The organism is Exiguobacterium sp. EF_C8 (genome assembly GCF_054956715.1).
This window is the reverse complement of the sequence record NZ_CM143264.1, coordinates 1,027,752-1,044,790: the sequence shown is the minus strand read 5'-3', so window position 1 is coordinate 1,044,790 and position 17,039 is coordinate 1,027,752. Positions and strand designations below refer to the sequence as shown.

Below are 17,039 nucleotides of genomic sequence, written 5' to 3'. Positions count from 1 at the left end.
CATCTACATGACAGTCGAGCCAGTTTTGTTAGACGTTCGCTCCGTTTTTTTTGATTTCCGCGATCGCCCAATCACACCAGTCCAAGTAATTCAACATCATACGCAAGCCGTATTCACTCGTCAAGGTCTCACCTAGTGTCGCACCGTTCTCGAGATGATCGTGACGCCAACTTTGCATCATCTCGACGGCAAATTGATGGTGTCGCTTCGATTCTTCTAGATAAGCGACAGCTTCCTCTGGTGGGAGCAGATGCAAGAGCGAGACACGCATCAAGTTCTCATCCTTCATCTTCGGTTTGAATTCATTCGGTGTCCGTAACCATTCGACGAGCTCCGTCCGCCCTTTATCCGTGATCGAATAGACTTTCTTATCCGGCAGATCTTCTTGAACGATATGAACGCTCGTCACAAGTTCTGCCTCTTCCATTTTTAACAACTCTCGGTATATTTGTGTATGATGTGCGGTCCAGAAGTGGATCATCTGTTTTTTAAAAGTCGCGCTCAAATCATAACCGGTCGCTTCCCCTTGGGTCAGCAGCCCGAGTAGTGCAAATCGTAATGCCACTGGCTGCACCTTCTTTCCTTCTTTTGTATATATACTTAATTATCTCAAATATACCTGAATTTCGCTACTCTCGTGTCGAACAAATGTACGAATGAAAACGACCTACGTCGACATCACATTCGATCGTAGGTCGTTCTGTGTCATGATTCTCAAGATTAGCTTAGGTTACGTAATCTTTCGATTCCCTGTTGGACATGTTTCCAGTAAGAAGAAGGATGCGGAACGAATTGATGACGATCGAACCATTCTCCTGTTTTATCCTGAATACGCTCAATCGTCACGTCAGCGATGCGATCCAACTGCTCAATCGAAAAAGCGATTAATCGTTTCACTTCGGTTTCCTGGAGCATATACGATTCTAACGCTTGATCACTTTGTGCGAGAAACACATGGCATCGTTCACAATCCCAAAGTGTCGCATCCCGAAACTCCTCCTCCTGAACTCCAAGAGGTATTAGTTGATCAAAGGTATAAGCTAAACCAATCTCTTCTTCGAGTTCCCGGACACCATCTTCAACCGTCTCATTTGCAAGCAGATGACCGGCTGCCGTGATATCGAGCATTCCCGGAAAGTCCTTCTTTTGTTCAGAACGTTGCTGGAGCAACACGACGTCCCGCGTTGGATCATAGACGAAACAATGAAACGTTTCATGCCATAGACCTTTTGCGTGGACTTCTGATCGCGGACGCGGTCCGAGCGGATTCCCAGCTCGGTCCACCGTCATGATCATCTCTTGTTCACTCATCGTAACACCTTCGATGCTTGATGGAATCGTTCTCCAACCGTATAGAGTTCAGCGATCAAGAAGACACTTGCGATCCAGATGATAGCACTTGGAAACAGAATCATCGCCGTCAAGAATAGAAATCCTTCCGTTCGTTCGATGAGTCCTGGTTGATATTGAAACGACTTGTAACCGTAGTTCTCACTAACTGCTCCGATCGCAAGGAACATCGTCATCCCAATGACGAATGATGCGACAAGTAACAGAATCACAACCTGCGTTTCCGGAAACCGGAGTGCGAGACCAATTAACACTGACAGTTCGACAATTCGGTCGAGAACAAGATCAAGAATCGTACCAATTGGTGTTGTCTTCTCTTTTCTTGCCATCGTGCCATCAATAACGTCGAGCATACCCGAGATCCACAATAGGACAATTGCCGTTCCCATCATGTCGTTATAGACGAAAAAGCCTGTCGCACCACCGATGATGCCCGAAATGATCGTCACCTGCGTCGCTGATAATCCAATTTTCTTAAATAAGGTCGCCCCTTGATCAAACAGGGGTTGAACGATTTTACGCGCACGCGTATCTAACATGTCACCCCTCCTTTCTAACGATATACCCTTCTATCGAATGAATCGTCTCGTCTGAAGAAAGTACGAGCCGTTCGCCTGATGGCCGTTCCACTTCGTAGAACCGAACGCCATATTGAATGAGTTCTTTCGTAATCGTAACACGCTCATCCGTTTCCTTCGTCGGTCTTGAGACCAAGTTAACTGACGTCAACGGATACCAAGTCGCTTCGATGTAGATGCCTTCACCGAAAAACGGACTTGTCTGACTGAGCGTGATCGGTGTGCCGCGATCCACGATCCGTCCTTGTTCCAAAACATAAATGACATCTGCCATCGCCATTGCCTCTTCCCGGTCATGCGTGACAAGCAGTGTCGTGACGCCTTGTTCCTCGGTCAACTTTCGGATCAATGTCCGAAGTTCTCGTCGTCTCGGTACATCTAGACTCGAGAACGGTTCATCGAGCAACAAGAAGTCCGGCTGACTCGCCAGCGCACGAGCTAGACTCGCACGTTGCTGTTCACCACCTGAAAGTTCGTGGATGGCACTTCGTCCTCTCCCCTCGAGTCCAACGCGATATAACCAAGAATCAAGTTCGATCGGTGTTAACTGTTTCGCACCGAGGCGAATGTTTTGTTCAACGTTCAAATGCGGAAACAATAAAGAGCGTTGAAACATCATCGTCACACCTCGTTGATTCGGAGAGAGTGTCGTGACGTCTCGTTCCCCGAATCGAATCACTCCACTCGTCACACGTTCGAGACCCGCAATCAGGCGGAGAAGCGTCGTTTTCCCGCTACCACTCGGTCCGACTAAAGCCACGCATTGTCCAGACGCGATGCTTACATCGATATCAGACAACACTTGTTTGCTTCCAAATCGTTTATTGACTTGTTGTATCGTGACTTCCATTTAAACGCCTCCGTACGATTCGTATCCAGCCAGAAAAAATAACGGCTTGTAATACATAAAAAAGAATAGGTAATCCAATCAACCAAAGTGTCGCCAGACGAGCTGCCTCCTGGGAATTACCAGAATACGCCGGGAACACTTCCAGTGCGATCATGCGGACGATTCCGCCTCCAATCAACGCAACAAGAGCATATTGACTGATCGTGATCACGGTGACGAGCAACGTCACCGACTGTAATGTCGATCGTAACATCGGTCCCGTCAAATAAAACCAACGTTTGAATCGATTTCCTTCGAGCAAGACCATCTGTTCGAGCATCCGCTCACCGAGCGTCTGAAATCCGTTCGTGTACAAACGGACTGTATATGGCAATGTCGGCAGAAGCAACACGAGCAGTACACCGAAAAAACGATCTGCCAGACCGAGCCGGATCCATGTCAAATAGAGACCGAACGACAACAATAAGACGGGAACGAATAGCGGCAAACTAATCAAGAACTCTGCTATACGAATGCGTGTCCCGGTTTGAAAAGCGATCGCTTTTCCTGCCATGTATCCGAAGAGATGATTTAACAATATAACGGCACAGACCATTGCAATGGTCGTACCAAGCGTTGCTTCAAGACGCGGATTCCAATTCCATTCTCCCGGAATTAAACCGATCAATGGAACGTTGAAAAGAAGAACAATACATACGATGACGCTAGTTTTTTTCATTCACTTCGCCCCCTACTGATCTTCGTTGCCAACGGGCGGGTTAAACCCGTCATGAGCACTAGTAAGAGGAAAAGTCCACCCGTCAAGACGACACTCATCGCAAAAGCGAGCGGTTGTTCCGATAAATCACCTTGTGTGTATAAGTCAAAGGCATAGACGCCAAGTAATTTCGGATAGGTCACGCCGAGTAATGCCGGAATTTCATACGCGAATAAAATAAAGGCAAGTAAGATAAAGCCGGCTTCAAGCATGGGAACGAGCAGGAACACACCCCGTGCATGCCAGAATCGGCGCACTGGCGATAAATCGAGCATCATACCGAGTTCTTGGTAACGTGGATCGAGACGTCGTACAACCGGTAAGAGATAAAAAAAGACGAACGGAATTTCTTTATATAGATACGTCAAGATGACACTGATGTAGTTCCCTTCATGCGGTCCGATGATCGGCACATCACTGAGGTAGAGGATTGCGAGATACGCCGCTCCTAGATGAGGAATGAATAACGGAATCGCGAGCAACACCGCTAGCCGTGTTCTGCTCAAGATTCGTGCGAGCATCACACCGATGATCAAGGCAATGCCCGTACTCACGATGGCAACGTAACTACTGACGGTTAGACTCTCTAAAAAGACGTCATCCGTCAGTAGCTCATGATAGTCGGTGGGTGACGTCATTGAAACACTGACCCACAGCCCGTATAAGACCATCCCTGCCATCAGAATTGCAGCAGGATATATGTTACCGCGCCACACGAGACGGCCATTCCTTACGGATCATCTCGAAGACCGATGGATCTAGTTCCGTCCGGACTTTCCCTTCAAAGACACTCGGCTTCGGTGTCGACGGTGCGGCCGGTACATCAGCGAACTGCTTTTGTTCTGCCTGATCAAGTGTCGACAAATCGAGACTCGTTCCATCGCCCCAGTAAGTCGCATCATATTTTTTCAATTGTGCCTCTGGTGACAACAGCGTATTGATCGTAACGAGTGCACCTCTCGGGTTCGGTGCGTTGAATGGTACGGAAAGGAAATGGGTCGATGCGATTGAGCCATCCTTCAAAACAATCGGACGCGTTTGTTTCGGAAACGTTCCTGACTTCACTTCTTGTTCTGCCCGTCGTTCGTTGAAGCCCATCGTGAAGTCGACGTCTCCCTTCGCGTATAACTGATCGAGTTGCGCAAGCGTCTTCGGATACGTTTTCCCCTTTTTCCAGAGGTACGGTTTGATTTCGTTCAGGTAAGCCCATGTCTTCTTGAAGTCTGCTTTTGGGTCTTTTAGGGTCGCGTTCGATTCGACACCATACATGACGTGACGGACGAAGGCGTTTCCTGTAAAATCCGTCACTTCTGGATACGTGAAGCGTCCTGGATTTTCCTTGACCCAAGACTTCAACGCTTGTAAGTCCTTTGGTGGCGACTTTACATCAGCTGCGTCATAGTGCAACGTATATTGGACTTTTCCCCATGCGGCTTCGAGCCCGTCTGTTTTCGTACCGCTATCTGAACTTTGGGCGGCAGCATCAACGTATTTCATGTTTGGAAGAACTTTTGTAATTTCCCCATAAAGTAACTCATCTTTTTTAGCATTCAAGAAGTTATCGCCATTAATCCAGACGACATCGATGACGCCTTTTTCCTTACCTGCCTTTTTCTCAGCACGTAATTTTTGAATAATGTCTGCCGTCTCGATCGGAACGCGTTCGAGTGTAATATTATGTTCCTTCTTCAGACGGGGCGTCACATATTCATCGATATAGGCGTTGATTCCGTCATCGCCCCCCCACATGTACATCCGAACCGTTGATTTTTCTGCTTCTTTCTCAATCGTCTGATAAGCGGTTCCTAAAACGTTTTTCGGTTCCGGTGTCGCATCCGGCGTCCCGCACCCGGCAAGCAAGGTACCTAATGCAAGAAAGCTCATTACTTTTGTTTTCATTCGTTGTTCTCCTCCGTCATCACTTTTTGTCAAAACCTGATTTTCCTAACCATTCAATCAGCCGCGGCATGACGCCGTACCCTTTTGCGGAAAGCTCCATCCACCACGGCGCATTGACCTCTCGCTTTCGGCGACGCATCGCCCGAACGACGGTCAGTGCGAGTTGTTCTTTCGATAAGACGATCGAAGCCACGTTTTTTTCATATTTTCGGCTGATGTCAGCTCGAACAAAAAATTCCGTCGCAATCGGTCCTGGGTTGACCGTCATGACGTGGATGCCTTTTGGACGTAACTCCAGACGTAACGCATTCGAAAACTGCAACATAGCAGCTTTTGTCATGCAATAGATCGTCGACTTCGGTGTCGGCAACTTTCCTGCCTGACTCGCGACATTGACGATCATGCCGCCTTCTCGAAGTAACGGAAGGCACGCTTTCGTTAGACGAACAGGACTTAAGACATTGATTCGGTGCATCGATTCGATCGTTTCAATCGAGGTATCGTCTAGGAAGCTGAATTCCCCGAAACCTGCGTTATTAATCAAAATATCGATTCGTCCATAACGATTTGCGAGTGTTTTCGCAAGAATTTCGGGCGCCACTTCCAAATCGTAGACCAGGTAGTCTGCCTGGAGTTCAGATGCTAACGTTTGTAATCGATCCTCGCGTCGTGCGATTAAAATCAAGTTTCCCCCTTCTTTATGCAGAGTGCGCGCCAGTGCTTCCCCGAGTCCACTTGAAGCACCGGTGATGACGATCGTCCGGTTGATGAGTTGCATTAAACTTCCTCCATTTTCGAATAGTAGAGGATACCAGATCGTTTCTCAACCCTAATCGCACCACGTGCGACAAGCGTATCAAGACGTGCCTTCATTTCACTCATGACGAGTGGGAATGATTTTTTTAATCGATTCCCATACGTCACTTGTGCTAATTCAAATAACGTATGCTCTTCTGAAAAATACTTTAACAGTTGATCGCCGCGTGCCTTGCGTTGCATCAATCGTTCTTCAACGAGTGCCGCGACATCGCGAATCGGATCACCATGACCGGTATACGCAATTCGGATCTGTTCTCCTTGCAGTTTTTCCAAGGAGTCGAGATACGCAAGAACAGGTCGTTTCACGAGCACGTCATCACCCGGTTGCGGTTGTTCAAGCAACGGGTTCGGTTCGACCCGGTCCAGCAAATGGTCCGCCGCGAACAATATACCATCGTCGCTTAAAATTCCGATTTGGTCACTCGAATGACCCGGCAGTTCGATGACGCGATATCGCCCAGAAGGTGTAATTGCGTCGCCTTCCTTTAATATGAAATCAAGCTGACCTTTTCCAAGCCATTTTAAGGCAGATTGATAGCTCGGTAACATCTCTTGAATCGCTGACGGAACACCAAATGAAGTCGCCAGTCGACGTAAGAACACGTCCCCATTGTTTAGGAACGTCTCGTCCTGTTCCAAATACGGACGCAACCGCGCATGTCCATAGACAGGAATGCCTTTCTCTGAAAATCGATGTGCCATCCCAGCATGATCCGCATGGTGATGCGTCACGATGACACGATCTAAATCCTCAACCCTCAAATCGTGTCGCGCAAGCGTCTGTTGCATCATTTGCCACGCCTCGAGTGTATCGGGTCCACAATCAATGAGGATGTTTTCCCCTTCCGTTCGTAACACATAACAGTTCACGTCCCCTACAGGAAATGGTGTGGGAATCGGAATCGGGATGATTTCGTCTGATACAGTCATGCCTACACGCCTCTTTTCTCTCGTCCATTTTCTTTCATTATAGAGAGAATGAAGCTATAGCGCCAAACTTTGTGCGTCAACGGATGATATTTGTTGTCTAGCTTACGCTAGAGTATAAGAAATGGATGCACAAAAAACCGACCTTTCCGCAGATTGAAAGGTCGGTCAAAAACTTATTTTAAGTTGAGGACTGTTAATTTGTCGCGTGTCATCGAAGCTAAGCTACGTCCGACACCTTGAACACCAAGACCCGATGATTTAACACCGATGAATGGGAAGTGGTCAGGACCACGTTCCGTACGTCCATTGATTTGAACAGAACCTGTTTCAAGCGCGTCCGCTACCGCAAACGCAGCATCGATGTTTTCCGTGAAGACACTTGCTTGAAGACCGTATTCTGATTCGTTCGAGTATGCGATCATTTCGTCGACCGAGTTAACACGAATAATTGGAAGAACTGGTCCGAACGGCTCTTCCCAAGCGACGCGCATGTCACGTGTCACGTTGTCAAGAAGTGTTGGTTCGATCAAGTTCGCTGTACGTCCGCCACCTGTGACGAGCGTTGCGCCCTTGTCTGTTGCGTCCGTAATCAAGCCTTCGACGAAGTCCGCTGATTTCGTATCGATGAGTGGTACGACGACACTTTCTTGTTCAGGTGAACCGACTGTCAATTTTGCAATTCGAGTCTTAAGTTCTTCAATAAGCGCATCCGCTTGGTGATCGAGAACGAAGACACGTTTGATTGCTGTACAACGTTGACCTGAGTAAGAGAATGCACCACTGATGATGTGATCTGCTGCAAGGGACAGGTTCGCATCCTCAAGAACGAGTGCTGGGTCTTTTCCACCGAGTTCAAGGACAAGTGGAATCATTGCAGATTGACGTGATAAATGTTGTCCTGTTCCTGTACCACCTGTGAATGTGATCATGTTGATTCCCGGATGAGCTGTCAAGTAATCACCGATGACTGATCCACGACCTGTGACGATGTTTACGAGTCCAGCTGGAAGGCCTGCTGCGACGAGTGCCTCGACCATTAAGATACCGCTGATTGAACCTTGTGTTGCCGGTTTAAAGACGACGGCGTTCCCTGTCATGAGTGCAGGTGCGAGTTTCGCTGCTGCCAAGTTAACTGGGTAGTTGAACGGTGAGATGGCAAGCACGACACCGAGTGGCGCTTTTTTGATGACCGCGATTTTTTTCGCGCTACCGCCTGGGAACGAATCCCCTTGCATCATCTGACCGTCGAAACGGAGACCTTCTTCCGCAGTGTAGCGAATGATTTCAGCTGTCCGTTTGACTTCTTTGACGCCATCTGCACGTCCTTTACCGACTTCGCGCATGATGACTTCACCGATTTCGTCCGCACGTTTCTCGAGTTCCGTTGCCCAAGCGTGAAGCAGTTCAGCCCGTTTGTTCGCTGGTTGTTTTGCCCACTCTGCTTGTGCCGCTTTCGCTGAAGCGATGGCACGATCGACTTCTGATTTTGTCATCGCTTGAACACGACCGACAAGATCCTCTTTATATGGTGAAGAGATTTCAATCGTCTCTTTTGATTCACTTTCATGCCATTTTCCATCTAGTAAAAACGTGTAGGTTGTTGCTGTAGTCATTCCACTCTACCTCCATTTATTTTTATCTCTCTCATTTCAGTGTGTGGCTGCATAGCTTATTGTAATCAATTGGTCTGACAAATGCCAAACTTTTTGCTTAACATATTATGAAAGCGATTACAACACTTTTTTTGTCGATTCAGAACTAGAATTTTTAACGTAGCATGCCGATAACTAGTCAGAAGTGAAGTGAAGGTAATGGAAAGGGGCACAACCATATGTACAATCAGCACGATATTTTATTAGAAGCCGGCACGAACGAACTCGAGATCGTCATCTTCCATTGTGGTCCGTATACGTTCGGTATCAACGTCATGAAGGTTCGGGAAATCATCGTTCCGCTCCCGATGACACCACTTCCGGGTACACCGGATGCTGTCAAAGGATTGATTGAACTCCGCGGCGAAGTCATGACGGTGATCGATTTGCCTACAGTCATCGGTGTTCCCCACGACGAAGCAACCGAGGATCGACTGATCATCTGTGAATTCAATGGGGAAAAGAGCGTCCTGCGTGTCGATTCCGTGACGGAAATCCGTCGTATCTCATGGGAACAGATCGATACACCAAACGAACTCGCTCGTGGCATCGAAGGGTTAACGAATGGTGTCGTCAAAACGGGCGACAAGATGATCATCCTGCTCGACTATGAAAAAATTGCCCTTGAGCTCTCACGCAAGGATATCTTCGCCCGCGAAGAAGGACGTCGCGTCCAGTCCCGTGACCGGTCCGATAAAATCATCTGGATTGCCGAAGACTCGGAAATGCTCCGGACGTTGATCATCGAAACACTCGAGGAAGCCGGTTACCACGGACTGAAGTGGTTCATCAATGGTAAGGAAGCTTTTGATGCGTTTGAGAACGGAAGCAACTGTGATCTCCTGATCACCGATATCGAGATGCCGAAGATGGATGGACTTCATTTAACGAAACGACTCCGTGAAGATGATCGTTATGCAGAACTGCCGATCATTGTCTTCTCTTCCTTGATTTCCGACGATTTACGCCATAAAGGCGAGTCCGTTGGTGTCAATGCACAAATCACGAAACCGGAAATCGGTCGATTGATCGAAACGGTTGATTCATACGTCTTATAAGAAAAAAGAAAAAAAGCCGACGAGATGTCGGCTTTTTTAATCTATTCGATTCCTCAACGCAGTACGTCAAGATTTTTTCCAGTAAACACATCGAGCCAGATGACCCGGAATTCAACCATGCTGTCTTCAATCCGATCGACGATTTCTTGCGTACCGGTCATGGAACCGGATTCTGCTTCTTTTTCAAGCAGTTCGAAATCATCGGCTAAATCATCAGCGGCAACGGAATAGGAAGCACCTTTTAGCAAGTGAGCGAGCTTTTCAGTTTGCTCAGCATCTTGTTTAGCGACGGCATCTTTCAGTTCAGGAAACTTTCGATCGAACTGCGCGATATACGTTTCTCCAATTTTTTGAAGGAACGCGTGATCCCCACCCGCGATCGATTGAAGTTCTTCGAGCTTCTTAGCATTAAAAAAAGGCATGTCTTCCCCTCCTCTGTTTTCATCTTATCACTAATCTTCGTAAAAAAAAATCGGAGAATCATTTACACGCCATCGTTTCTATTTCTATAATGAGACAGTGAAGAGCAGGAGGGATAGACAATATGTTGACGATTTATCGAAGCGATGTCACTGGGGCAGTCAACGAGATACAGGAGTTTACGAAAGGTTCCTGGATCCATCTTGTCAATCCGACCAAGGATGAAGCCGACCAAGTCATCGCTGCTACGAATATTCCAGAGGATTTCATTTATGACCCTTTGGACGTGGAAGAAAAACCACGTTTTGAAAAAGATGAAGAAGGTCTACTGATGATCGTCGACGTTCCCTACATCGAAGAAGAATCATCAGGACGCCGTTATAATACGATTCCGCTCGGTATCATCGTGACATCCCGTCATTTCATCACCGTTTGTTCGCAACAGCTCGATGTCCTGACGTTATTCTCGAGTGGTAAGTTGCGAGGATTCCGGACGAATTATCGATCGCGCTTCGTATTTCAGATTCTCTATAAAGTCAGTTCCTCGTATCTCCGTTTCCTACGCCAAATCGATCGACGGATGGATGAACTCGAGGAAGAATTACAACGTTCGATGCGAAATCAAGAAATCTTTCAACTCATGAACCTTCAGAAATCATTGGTCTATTTCATGACATCCTTGAAATCGAACGATGGTGTCCTCGACCGAATCATCAAGACACCGAGTCTTGAGAAACACGAAGACGATGAAGACTTACTCGAAGATGTCTTCGTCGAACACCGGCAAGCAATGGAAATGGCACAAATCTATAAAGACATCATCAGTTCGACGATGGATACATTTGGTTCCGTTATCTCGAACAATGTCAACTTCGTCATGAAGTTCCTCGCCTCGATTACGATCGTCATCTCGATTCCGACGATGATATCTGGGATGTTCGGAATGAACGTCCATGTCCCTTGGGAAGGAGAAGTCATCGGTTTTTGGATCGTCTTCGGCATGATGATCTTCTTCTCTGGTCTTGCCGCATTCATCTTATGGCGGAGAAGGTTCTTCTAGTTCAAGTAAGCGCAAGACTTGTATGACTCAAAAAAGACTCAGTGACGGTGTTTCTGTCGCTGAGTCTTCTTCATTTACATGTTAATTGATTTCGACTGTCACGAGACAAAGATCATCCGCTTCATCGCTCTGATCCGGTTGAATCAGCTGATGGATGTTCGGTCCTTGTTGTTCAATCAGATTTTGGATGGCGTGAATTCCTTCATCAATACCTTTACTGTACAATTCCATGAAACCATCCGTGTACAGATAGACACATCCTGGTGAGACGATGTCGATCGTCTTGCTCGAATACGTCGAGTCTTCGAACATACCAACAGGAAGTCCCGTATTTTCAAGCGGAATGATTTGATCGTTCATCCGCAACAAACCAGGTGGATGCCCCGCGTTCGCATAGCTGAGTTTCATTTCATCTAAGTCGATATAAAGGTAGACAGCCGTGAAATAGATTTCTGTCTCGTCTCCCGGAAACAGTCGACTCATCTGTTGATTCAATTCTTCAAGCACTTGAGCCGGATCACCAATCCGGTGCACGAGTTCAAACAAGATTGAACTCATCCCCATCGTAATCAATGCAGAGGAGACACCGTGTCCCATGACGTCAAATAAGATGATGCCGTATTTATTCTGAGAGATGCGATACCAGGCATACATGTCTCCCGCTAGTTTCTTAGACGGGATATAGGTCGCCATGATGCGGATCTCATCGTCTTCGATATTGGCACTAAGCACACTCTGTTGCAGTTTTTGCGCCAAATCAAAGTCTTCCTGTAGCACTTTTTCATATCGTTTTCGTGCATCGATTGCTTGCTTCAGACCGATCGCATTACGAACTCGTGCGAGCAATTCCGTTTTTCGAATCGGTTTCGTCGTGTAATCAGATGCCCCTGCATTCAATCCATCAACGATATCTTCTTCGTTTGATCGACCCGAGACGATCAGGATTGGTAGTTCATCAAGACCAAACCGTTTTCGGATCAAACGTGTTGCCTCGATTCCGCTGATTCCCGGCATCTCAACGTCGAGCAGGACGACATCTAATTGCTCAATGAACAATGGATCCTCCATCAATTCGATTGCTTCTTCTCCACTCATGGCTTTGACGACGTCATATCCTTCATTTTCTAACAATCGCTCTAAGAGCATTAAATTTGTTAATTCGTCATCTACAACCAAAATACTCATCCGTCGTCACCTCGTTCTGTTTAACATGTTTATCTGAAATCAGTTTAGCACACAACCTACAATTTCGTTTAGACGGATGTTGCTTTTTCCGTCATACTAGAAAGTGAATGAAAGGAGGAGTGGACTATGTGGCTATATGTCGTCTCCATTCTCATCATCGTATTCGTCTTGGTCGCCTCGATCATTGTCATTTCAAAAGGATATGGCTATAAGGGCAACAAGGACGATATCGAAATCGATTATGATGAAATCAACCGAAAACTTCGTCACGAAAATGATGATGATTCATCCAACAAATGAACCTCTAAGACCATCATATCACGGTGGTCTTTTTAAATTCATTTCAAATACATGTTTTTTTTTTAGATGTTTTTGATTTGCTCACAAGGGTATATCCATATCATGGTTAAATACTATCTCAAGGGAGTGTTTATTATGGAACCGAATCTTCAACATGATCCACACGCAACGCACGCAGAACATCCGAATCGTCAGTTTGATCAGGAGGAATCATCAGGTCGTCAAGTTAATCTTGTCACAGGGATGTTAATCGGTGCCCTTGTCGGCGGACTATTAACGCTACTTAGTTCTTCGTCCCGTCAAAACACGAAACAAAGCTTACGTGGTGCGAAGGATTCCGTCTCGACACTCGCGTCTTCCATCAAGGAAGATCCGTCGGGCAAAGCGTCGCAAGTTATCAATCAGGTAAAGAGTGCTTCAAGTATCATCCAAGAAGTGGCGTCTGACGTTCAAAACGTCTATGACAAAGTGAACACAGAACTTGAAACAGTGAAGTCTGATGCTTCGACTGTGAAAGATACAGTCAATGAGACAAAAGGTGACCTGAGTTCTATCAGCAATAAAGTCGTCGAAGCGAAAGATGTCGCACTTGGCAAAGAAGAACCACCTGCTGAGCACGATGCTTCTAATCAACAAGCAAATGATGCTCAATCTTCTGAGGAAAAAAATAAAGGTGAAGGCATCTAATCGTTTGGTGTACTTCTTCATTCTCCCCGATGTGTTCAACACGTCGGGGTTTTTTTAACGTAGGAATTGAACAAGAATCGCGACGCGTTCACGCATCCCGAAACGAAGGACACCTGAAAGGGGTGTCTCTGCCGGAATCGCGTCCGTCAGTAACCCCAGTTGTTTCGCCTCTTTTCGAGCGCGGTACAGATGAAAATCTGACGTGACAATTGAGACACGTCGGACATTCTTTGGTAACAAGTCTTTTGAATACTGTAGATTTTCCGTCGTCGATGTCGAACTGGACTCAAGAACCAGTCGCTCCGCTTCAATGCCAGACGCCACCATTCCGCGTCGCATCGCTTCTGCTTCCGAGATATCCTCATCCGGTCCTTGTCCACCACTCAAGATGAAGCGGACATTCGGGTGTTGTTTCCCATATGCGGCTGCCGCCTGAATCCGATTATGTAAGATTTGCGACGGTTTCTCCCCTTTGACACCTGCGCCAAGAACGATGACATACGGCGACGACCCATCCGCAAGTGGTCGTTCTCCTCTGTTGACAAAAATCCCGACACTGTACCAGAAGGCGACACAAGCGACGAGTCCTCCACCAACCATCCATTTGATATTTCGTTTGTTGAACGTGCGTTTAATCATACCGTACGACCTTTCTGCTAAAAAATGGGTTACGGTATGCTGTACGAATGATGCTTGCAAAAAGTTTCAACCTGACGGGCTTTACCTCCAAAAAAATGCGATCTTCTCTGAATCGAGAACATCGCATTTTCCTATTGATTGACTCGTCATCAATTTCCCCAAATTGATGTCACGTATTCCGGATGATCAATGAATGGATTCCGGTTTTTTTGCCACTTCTCGAAGATGACGTCGTTACGACGCATTTCGAAGCTATCGACTGGATCAAGCTTATTCCATGCTTTCAGCGTCGATAATTTTCCATGTAATGGGTTCGTTCCATTGTTGACGTTTTCTGAGGCTTCGAGATCGATTTCTCCGCCACCTTCGTAACGAACTGCCATGTAGAAGATCATCCGCGCGATGTCACCTTTGACTCGGTTCGGTGGTTCCCACGAATCGCCATCACGGTAGCAATCGCATCCACTATATTTCGTACCGCCATTGTCGAAATCAAGATTCCCACGTGCGCTGTTGACGACGACATCTTCCGGACGCAAATGATGCAAGTCTGTTCCCGGTCCGTTCGTCGTACCAAAGTCACCGTGCGACTTTGCCCAGACGTGTTCCCGGTTCCATTGACCGACATTTCCACCATTGCTACTTTTCGCAATCGATTTCCCCGTGTATAACTCGATAACGTTGTTCGCATTGTTTGGATCTTGATCCGTTTCTTTCAGTGCTGTCCATACTGTGTCGTATGACACTTGTGTATGGTTGTCGATGATATCGTGCAGCGATGCCTTCAACGCTGCCCCTGTCTTTCCTGCTGCCGGTAGATAGTACGCATCGATCGTCGATTGAGATGTAACCATCTGCGGACCTGCCGCTACTTGTTTTGGATCGACTGTTTTTGCAGTGACCGGTGTAAAGACGATTGACCCGAGCGCAAGTGTTGCGGCAAGTGCACCTGTGACCTTTGACTTCCAGTTCATGCGTGTTCCCCCTCGATTGGTATGTATGAAAACGGATGTTACACGCTCATTTTCACATCGAATCCATTCATGGTGGAAGATGGACGATAGACCTGCTTTTTTGAAGATGAGTCGTCGTTCAGATTCTTTATCGAAAGACAACGGTTAGATGGTCCTGATTTTTTTCGTCCAAGACATCAATTGCATCAAAATAATTCTTCGAAAGAAATATTCTAGAGTCAAAAGTCACGAACGAAAGACACTGACAAATAAGAATCCGGGACGATATTCCTTTCCTCTAAGGCTTCACTATAATGAATCATGCAAGCGTTTTCATAAATCATAAGGAGGTCTTTTCGTGAAACAAAAAGGATGGATTTTAGCAACCGTCGCTTCAGCTGCATTTTTAGCGCCACTTGCGCAACCGATTGCAGTAGGTGCAACAGCTGACAATGGTACGATGATGCAGTACTTCGAATGGTATGTACCAAATGACGGTAACCATTGGAATCGTCTCGGAAGTGACGCGACGAAACTGGATCAGCTCGGTATTACATCAGTCTGGATTCCACCTGCCTACAAAGGAACTTCACAAAGCGATGTCGGCTACGGTGCCTACGATCTATACGATTTAGGTGAGTTCAACCAAAAAGGAACAGTCCGCACGAAATACGGAACAAAAACGCAATTAAAAACAGCGATAGGACAACTGCATACCGCTGGAATCGATGTGTACGGGGATGTCGTCATGAACCATAAAGGTGGTGCTGATTTTACCGAAGCCGTTACGGCAGTCGAAGTCAATCCGAGCAACCGCAATCAGGAAGTCTCGGGCGATTATCAAATCCAGGCGTGGACGGGCTTCAATTTTGCAACACGAAATAACCTCTACTCGAACTTCAAGTGGAAATGGTATCATTTCGACGGCACGGATTGGGATCAATCGCGTTCAAAGAGCGCCATCTATAAGTTCCGTGGTACCAGTAAAGCTTGGGATACGGATGTTTCAACTGAAAATGGCAACTACGATTACTTGATGTACGCAGATCTCGATTTTGATCACCCGGAAGTTCAACAAGAAATGAAGAACTGGGGAAAATGGTACGTCAATGAGCTTGGTCTTGATGGGTTCCGTCTCGATGCCGTCAAACATATCAAACATGGTTACTTAGCGGACTGGCTCGCGAACGTTCGTCAGACGACGGGCAAACCGCTATTCACAGTCGCCGAGTACTGGCAGAACGATCTTGGAACGTTACAAAACTACTTAAGCCGGACGAATTACCAACAATCCGTCTTTGATGCCCCGCTTCATTATAAATTCGAGCAAGCAAGTAAAGGTGGCGGATACTACGACATGCGGACGATCTTTGACGGGACACTCGTCAAGAGTAATCCAGTCCAAGCCGTGACACTCGTCGAAAACCATGACTCGCAACCTGGACAATCGCTTGAATCAACAGTTCAATCGTGGTTCAAACCACTCGCCTACGCGATGATCCTGACCCGTGAACAAGGGTATCCGTCTGTCTTCTACGGCGATTACTATGGCACAAAAGGCACGTCGACCCGCGAAATTCCAGCACTTGCTTCGAAGATTGATCCGTTGCTCAAAGCACGGAAGGACTTCGCGTTCGGAAAACAAAACGATTATCTCGATAACCAAGACATCATCGGTTGGACACGGGAAGGTGTCTCGGATCGGGCAAAATCCGGTCTTGCAACAATCCTCTCAGACGGCCCTGGCGGTAGCAAATGGATGTACGTCGGCCTTCAGAACAAAGGAGAAGTCTGGACGGATATCACTGGAAACAACACGGCATCGGTCACGATCAATCAAGATGGCTACGGTCAATTCTTCGTTAATGGTGGTTCGGTTTCCGTCTATCGTCAACAATAATC

Annotated in this window: 19 protein-coding genes; 5 read left to right on the top strand and 14 right to left on the bottom strand. The window is 46.8% G+C overall.

Translation table 11 applies throughout. The features are described 5' to 3' along the window. Positions 1-28: 28 nt before the first annotated feature. The 10 genes from ACY2IG_RS05400 to ACY2IG_RS05355 all read right to left on the bottom strand — a co-directional run bounded on the left by ACY2IG_RS05400 (position 29) and on the right by ACY2IG_RS05355 (position 8,796). Complete coding sequence (locus tag ACY2IG_RS05400) at positions 29-565, bottom strand: PadR family transcriptional regulator (RefSeq protein WP_035408921.1); 537 nt, start codon at positions 563-565, stop codon at positions 29-31. Between the two features lie 155 nt (positions 566-720). Beyond that, a complete protein-coding gene (locus ACY2IG_RS05395) occupies positions 721-1,311 on the bottom strand; it encodes an NUDIX hydrolase (protein ID WP_035408926.1) in 591 nt (196 codons plus the stop codon). Continuing rightward, positions 1,308-1,889, bottom strand: coding sequence for a CDP-alcohol phosphatidyltransferase family protein (locus ACY2IG_RS05390; protein ID WP_035408929.1), 582 nt, complete (start codon positions 1,887-1,889; stop codon positions 1,308-1,310). The genes ACY2IG_RS05395 and ACY2IG_RS05390 overlap by 4 nt, the downstream gene beginning before the upstream one ends. 1 nt (position 1,890) lies before the next feature. Beyond that, positions 1,891-2,778, bottom strand: coding sequence for an ABC transporter ATP-binding protein (locus tag ACY2IG_RS05385; RefSeq protein WP_035408932.1), 888 nt, complete (start codon positions 2,776-2,778; stop codon positions 1,891-1,893). Then, a complete protein-coding gene (locus tag ACY2IG_RS05380) occupies positions 2,750-3,496 on the bottom strand; it encodes an ABC transporter permease subunit (RefSeq protein ID WP_329470414.1) in 747 nt (248 codons plus the stop codon). Before ACY2IG_RS05380 ends, ACY2IG_RS05385 begins: the two co-directional genes overlap by 29 nt. Next, positions 3,493-4,251, bottom strand: a complete 759-nt coding sequence (locus tag ACY2IG_RS05375) for an ABC transporter permease (protein WP_329470412.1) — start codon at positions 4,249-4,251, stop codon at positions 3,493-3,495. The genes ACY2IG_RS05380 and ACY2IG_RS05375 overlap by 4 nt, the downstream gene beginning before the upstream one ends. After that, a complete protein-coding gene (locus ACY2IG_RS05370) occupies positions 4,238-5,434 on the bottom strand; it encodes an ABC transporter substrate-binding protein (RefSeq protein WP_035408940.1) in 1,197 nt (398 codons plus the stop codon). The genes ACY2IG_RS05375 and ACY2IG_RS05370 overlap by 14 nt, the downstream gene beginning before the upstream one ends. Before the next feature lie 19 nt (positions 5,435-5,453). Then, positions 5,454-6,212 carry an SDR family NAD(P)-dependent oxidoreductase gene (locus tag ACY2IG_RS05365; RefSeq protein WP_462618451.1) on the bottom strand — a complete coding sequence of 253 codons (759 nt, stop codon included), beginning with the start codon at positions 6,210-6,212 and terminating at the stop codon, positions 5,454-5,456. After that, positions 6,212-7,183 carry an MBL fold metallo-hydrolase gene (locus tag ACY2IG_RS05360; RefSeq protein ID WP_462618450.1) on the bottom strand — a complete coding sequence of 324 codons (972 nt, stop codon included), beginning with the start codon at positions 7,181-7,183 and terminating at the stop codon, positions 6,212-6,214. The genes ACY2IG_RS05365 and ACY2IG_RS05360 overlap by 1 nt, the downstream gene beginning before the upstream one ends. Before the next feature lie 173 nt (positions 7,184-7,356). Continuing rightward, on the bottom strand, positions 7,357-8,796 hold the full coding sequence (locus ACY2IG_RS05355; protein WP_290786336.1) for an NADP-dependent glyceraldehyde-3-phosphate dehydrogenase: 1,440 nt from the start codon (positions 8,794-8,796) through the stop codon (positions 7,357-7,359). Between the two features lie 218 nt (positions 8,797-9,014). Between ACY2IG_RS05355 and ACY2IG_RS05350 the strand changes: the two genes are divergently transcribed. Next, positions 9,015-9,893, top strand: a complete 879-nt coding sequence (locus ACY2IG_RS05350; RefSeq protein WP_035408954.1) for a chemotaxis protein CheV — start codon at positions 9,015-9,017, stop codon at positions 9,891-9,893. Between the two features lie 53 nt (positions 9,894-9,946). Here ACY2IG_RS05350 and ACY2IG_RS05345 read toward each other — a convergent pair whose 3' ends face one another. Beyond that, entirely contained in the window at positions 9,947-10,315 is a 369-nt protein-coding gene (locus ACY2IG_RS05345) for an Hpt domain-containing protein (protein ID WP_035408957.1), read from the bottom strand. Between the two features lie 122 nt (positions 10,316-10,437). Between ACY2IG_RS05345 and ACY2IG_RS05340 the strand changes: the two genes are divergently transcribed. After that, positions 10,438-11,373: a magnesium transporter CorA family protein gene (locus tag ACY2IG_RS05340; protein ID WP_023467658.1), complete on the top strand. Its 936-nt coding sequence runs from the start codon at positions 10,438-10,440 to the stop codon at positions 11,371-11,373. 81 nt (positions 11,374-11,454) lie between these two features. Here the strand turns inward: ACY2IG_RS05340 and ACY2IG_RS05335 are convergent, their stop codons facing one another. Next, the gene (locus ACY2IG_RS05335; protein WP_035408959.1) at positions 11,455-12,558 is read right to left on the bottom strand and encodes a PP2C family protein-serine/threonine phosphatase; all 1,104 of its coding nucleotides are present in this window, start codon (positions 12,556-12,558) and stop codon (positions 11,455-11,457) included. A gap of 126 nt (positions 12,559-12,684) precedes the next feature. Here ACY2IG_RS05335 and ytzI point away from each other — a divergent pair, with 126 nt between their 5' ends. Continuing rightward, positions 12,685-12,858 (top strand): YtzI protein, encoded by a 174-nt coding sequence (gene ytzI, locus ACY2IG_RS05330; protein ID WP_023467656.1) that lies wholly within the window; start codon positions 12,685-12,687, stop codon positions 12,856-12,858. 135 nt (positions 12,859-12,993) lie between these two features. Next, positions 12,994-13,545, top strand: coding sequence for a hypothetical protein (locus ACY2IG_RS05325; protein ID WP_290749095.1), 552 nt, complete (start codon positions 12,994-12,996; stop codon positions 13,543-13,545). Between the two features lie 54 nt (positions 13,546-13,599). On the opposite strand, the gene ACY2IG_RS05320 is transcribed toward ACY2IG_RS05325, so the two are convergent. Further along, a complete protein-coding gene (locus ACY2IG_RS05320) occupies positions 13,600-14,184 on the bottom strand; it encodes a YdcF family protein (RefSeq protein WP_290749091.1) in 585 nt (194 codons plus the stop codon). 149 nt (positions 14,185-14,333) lie between these two features. Further along, positions 14,334-15,158, bottom strand: a complete 825-nt coding sequence (locus ACY2IG_RS05315) for an endonuclease I family protein (protein ID WP_290749088.1) — start codon at positions 15,156-15,158, stop codon at positions 14,334-14,336. Positions 15,159-15,564: 406 nt separating this feature from the next. Here ACY2IG_RS05315 and amyS point away from each other — a divergent pair, with 406 nt between their 5' ends. After that, positions 15,565-17,037, top strand: coding sequence for an alpha-amylase (amyS, locus tag ACY2IG_RS05310; protein ID WP_462618716.1), 1,473 nt, complete (start codon positions 15,565-15,567; stop codon positions 17,035-17,037). The last annotated feature ends 2 nt before the right edge of the window (positions 17,038-17,039 follow it).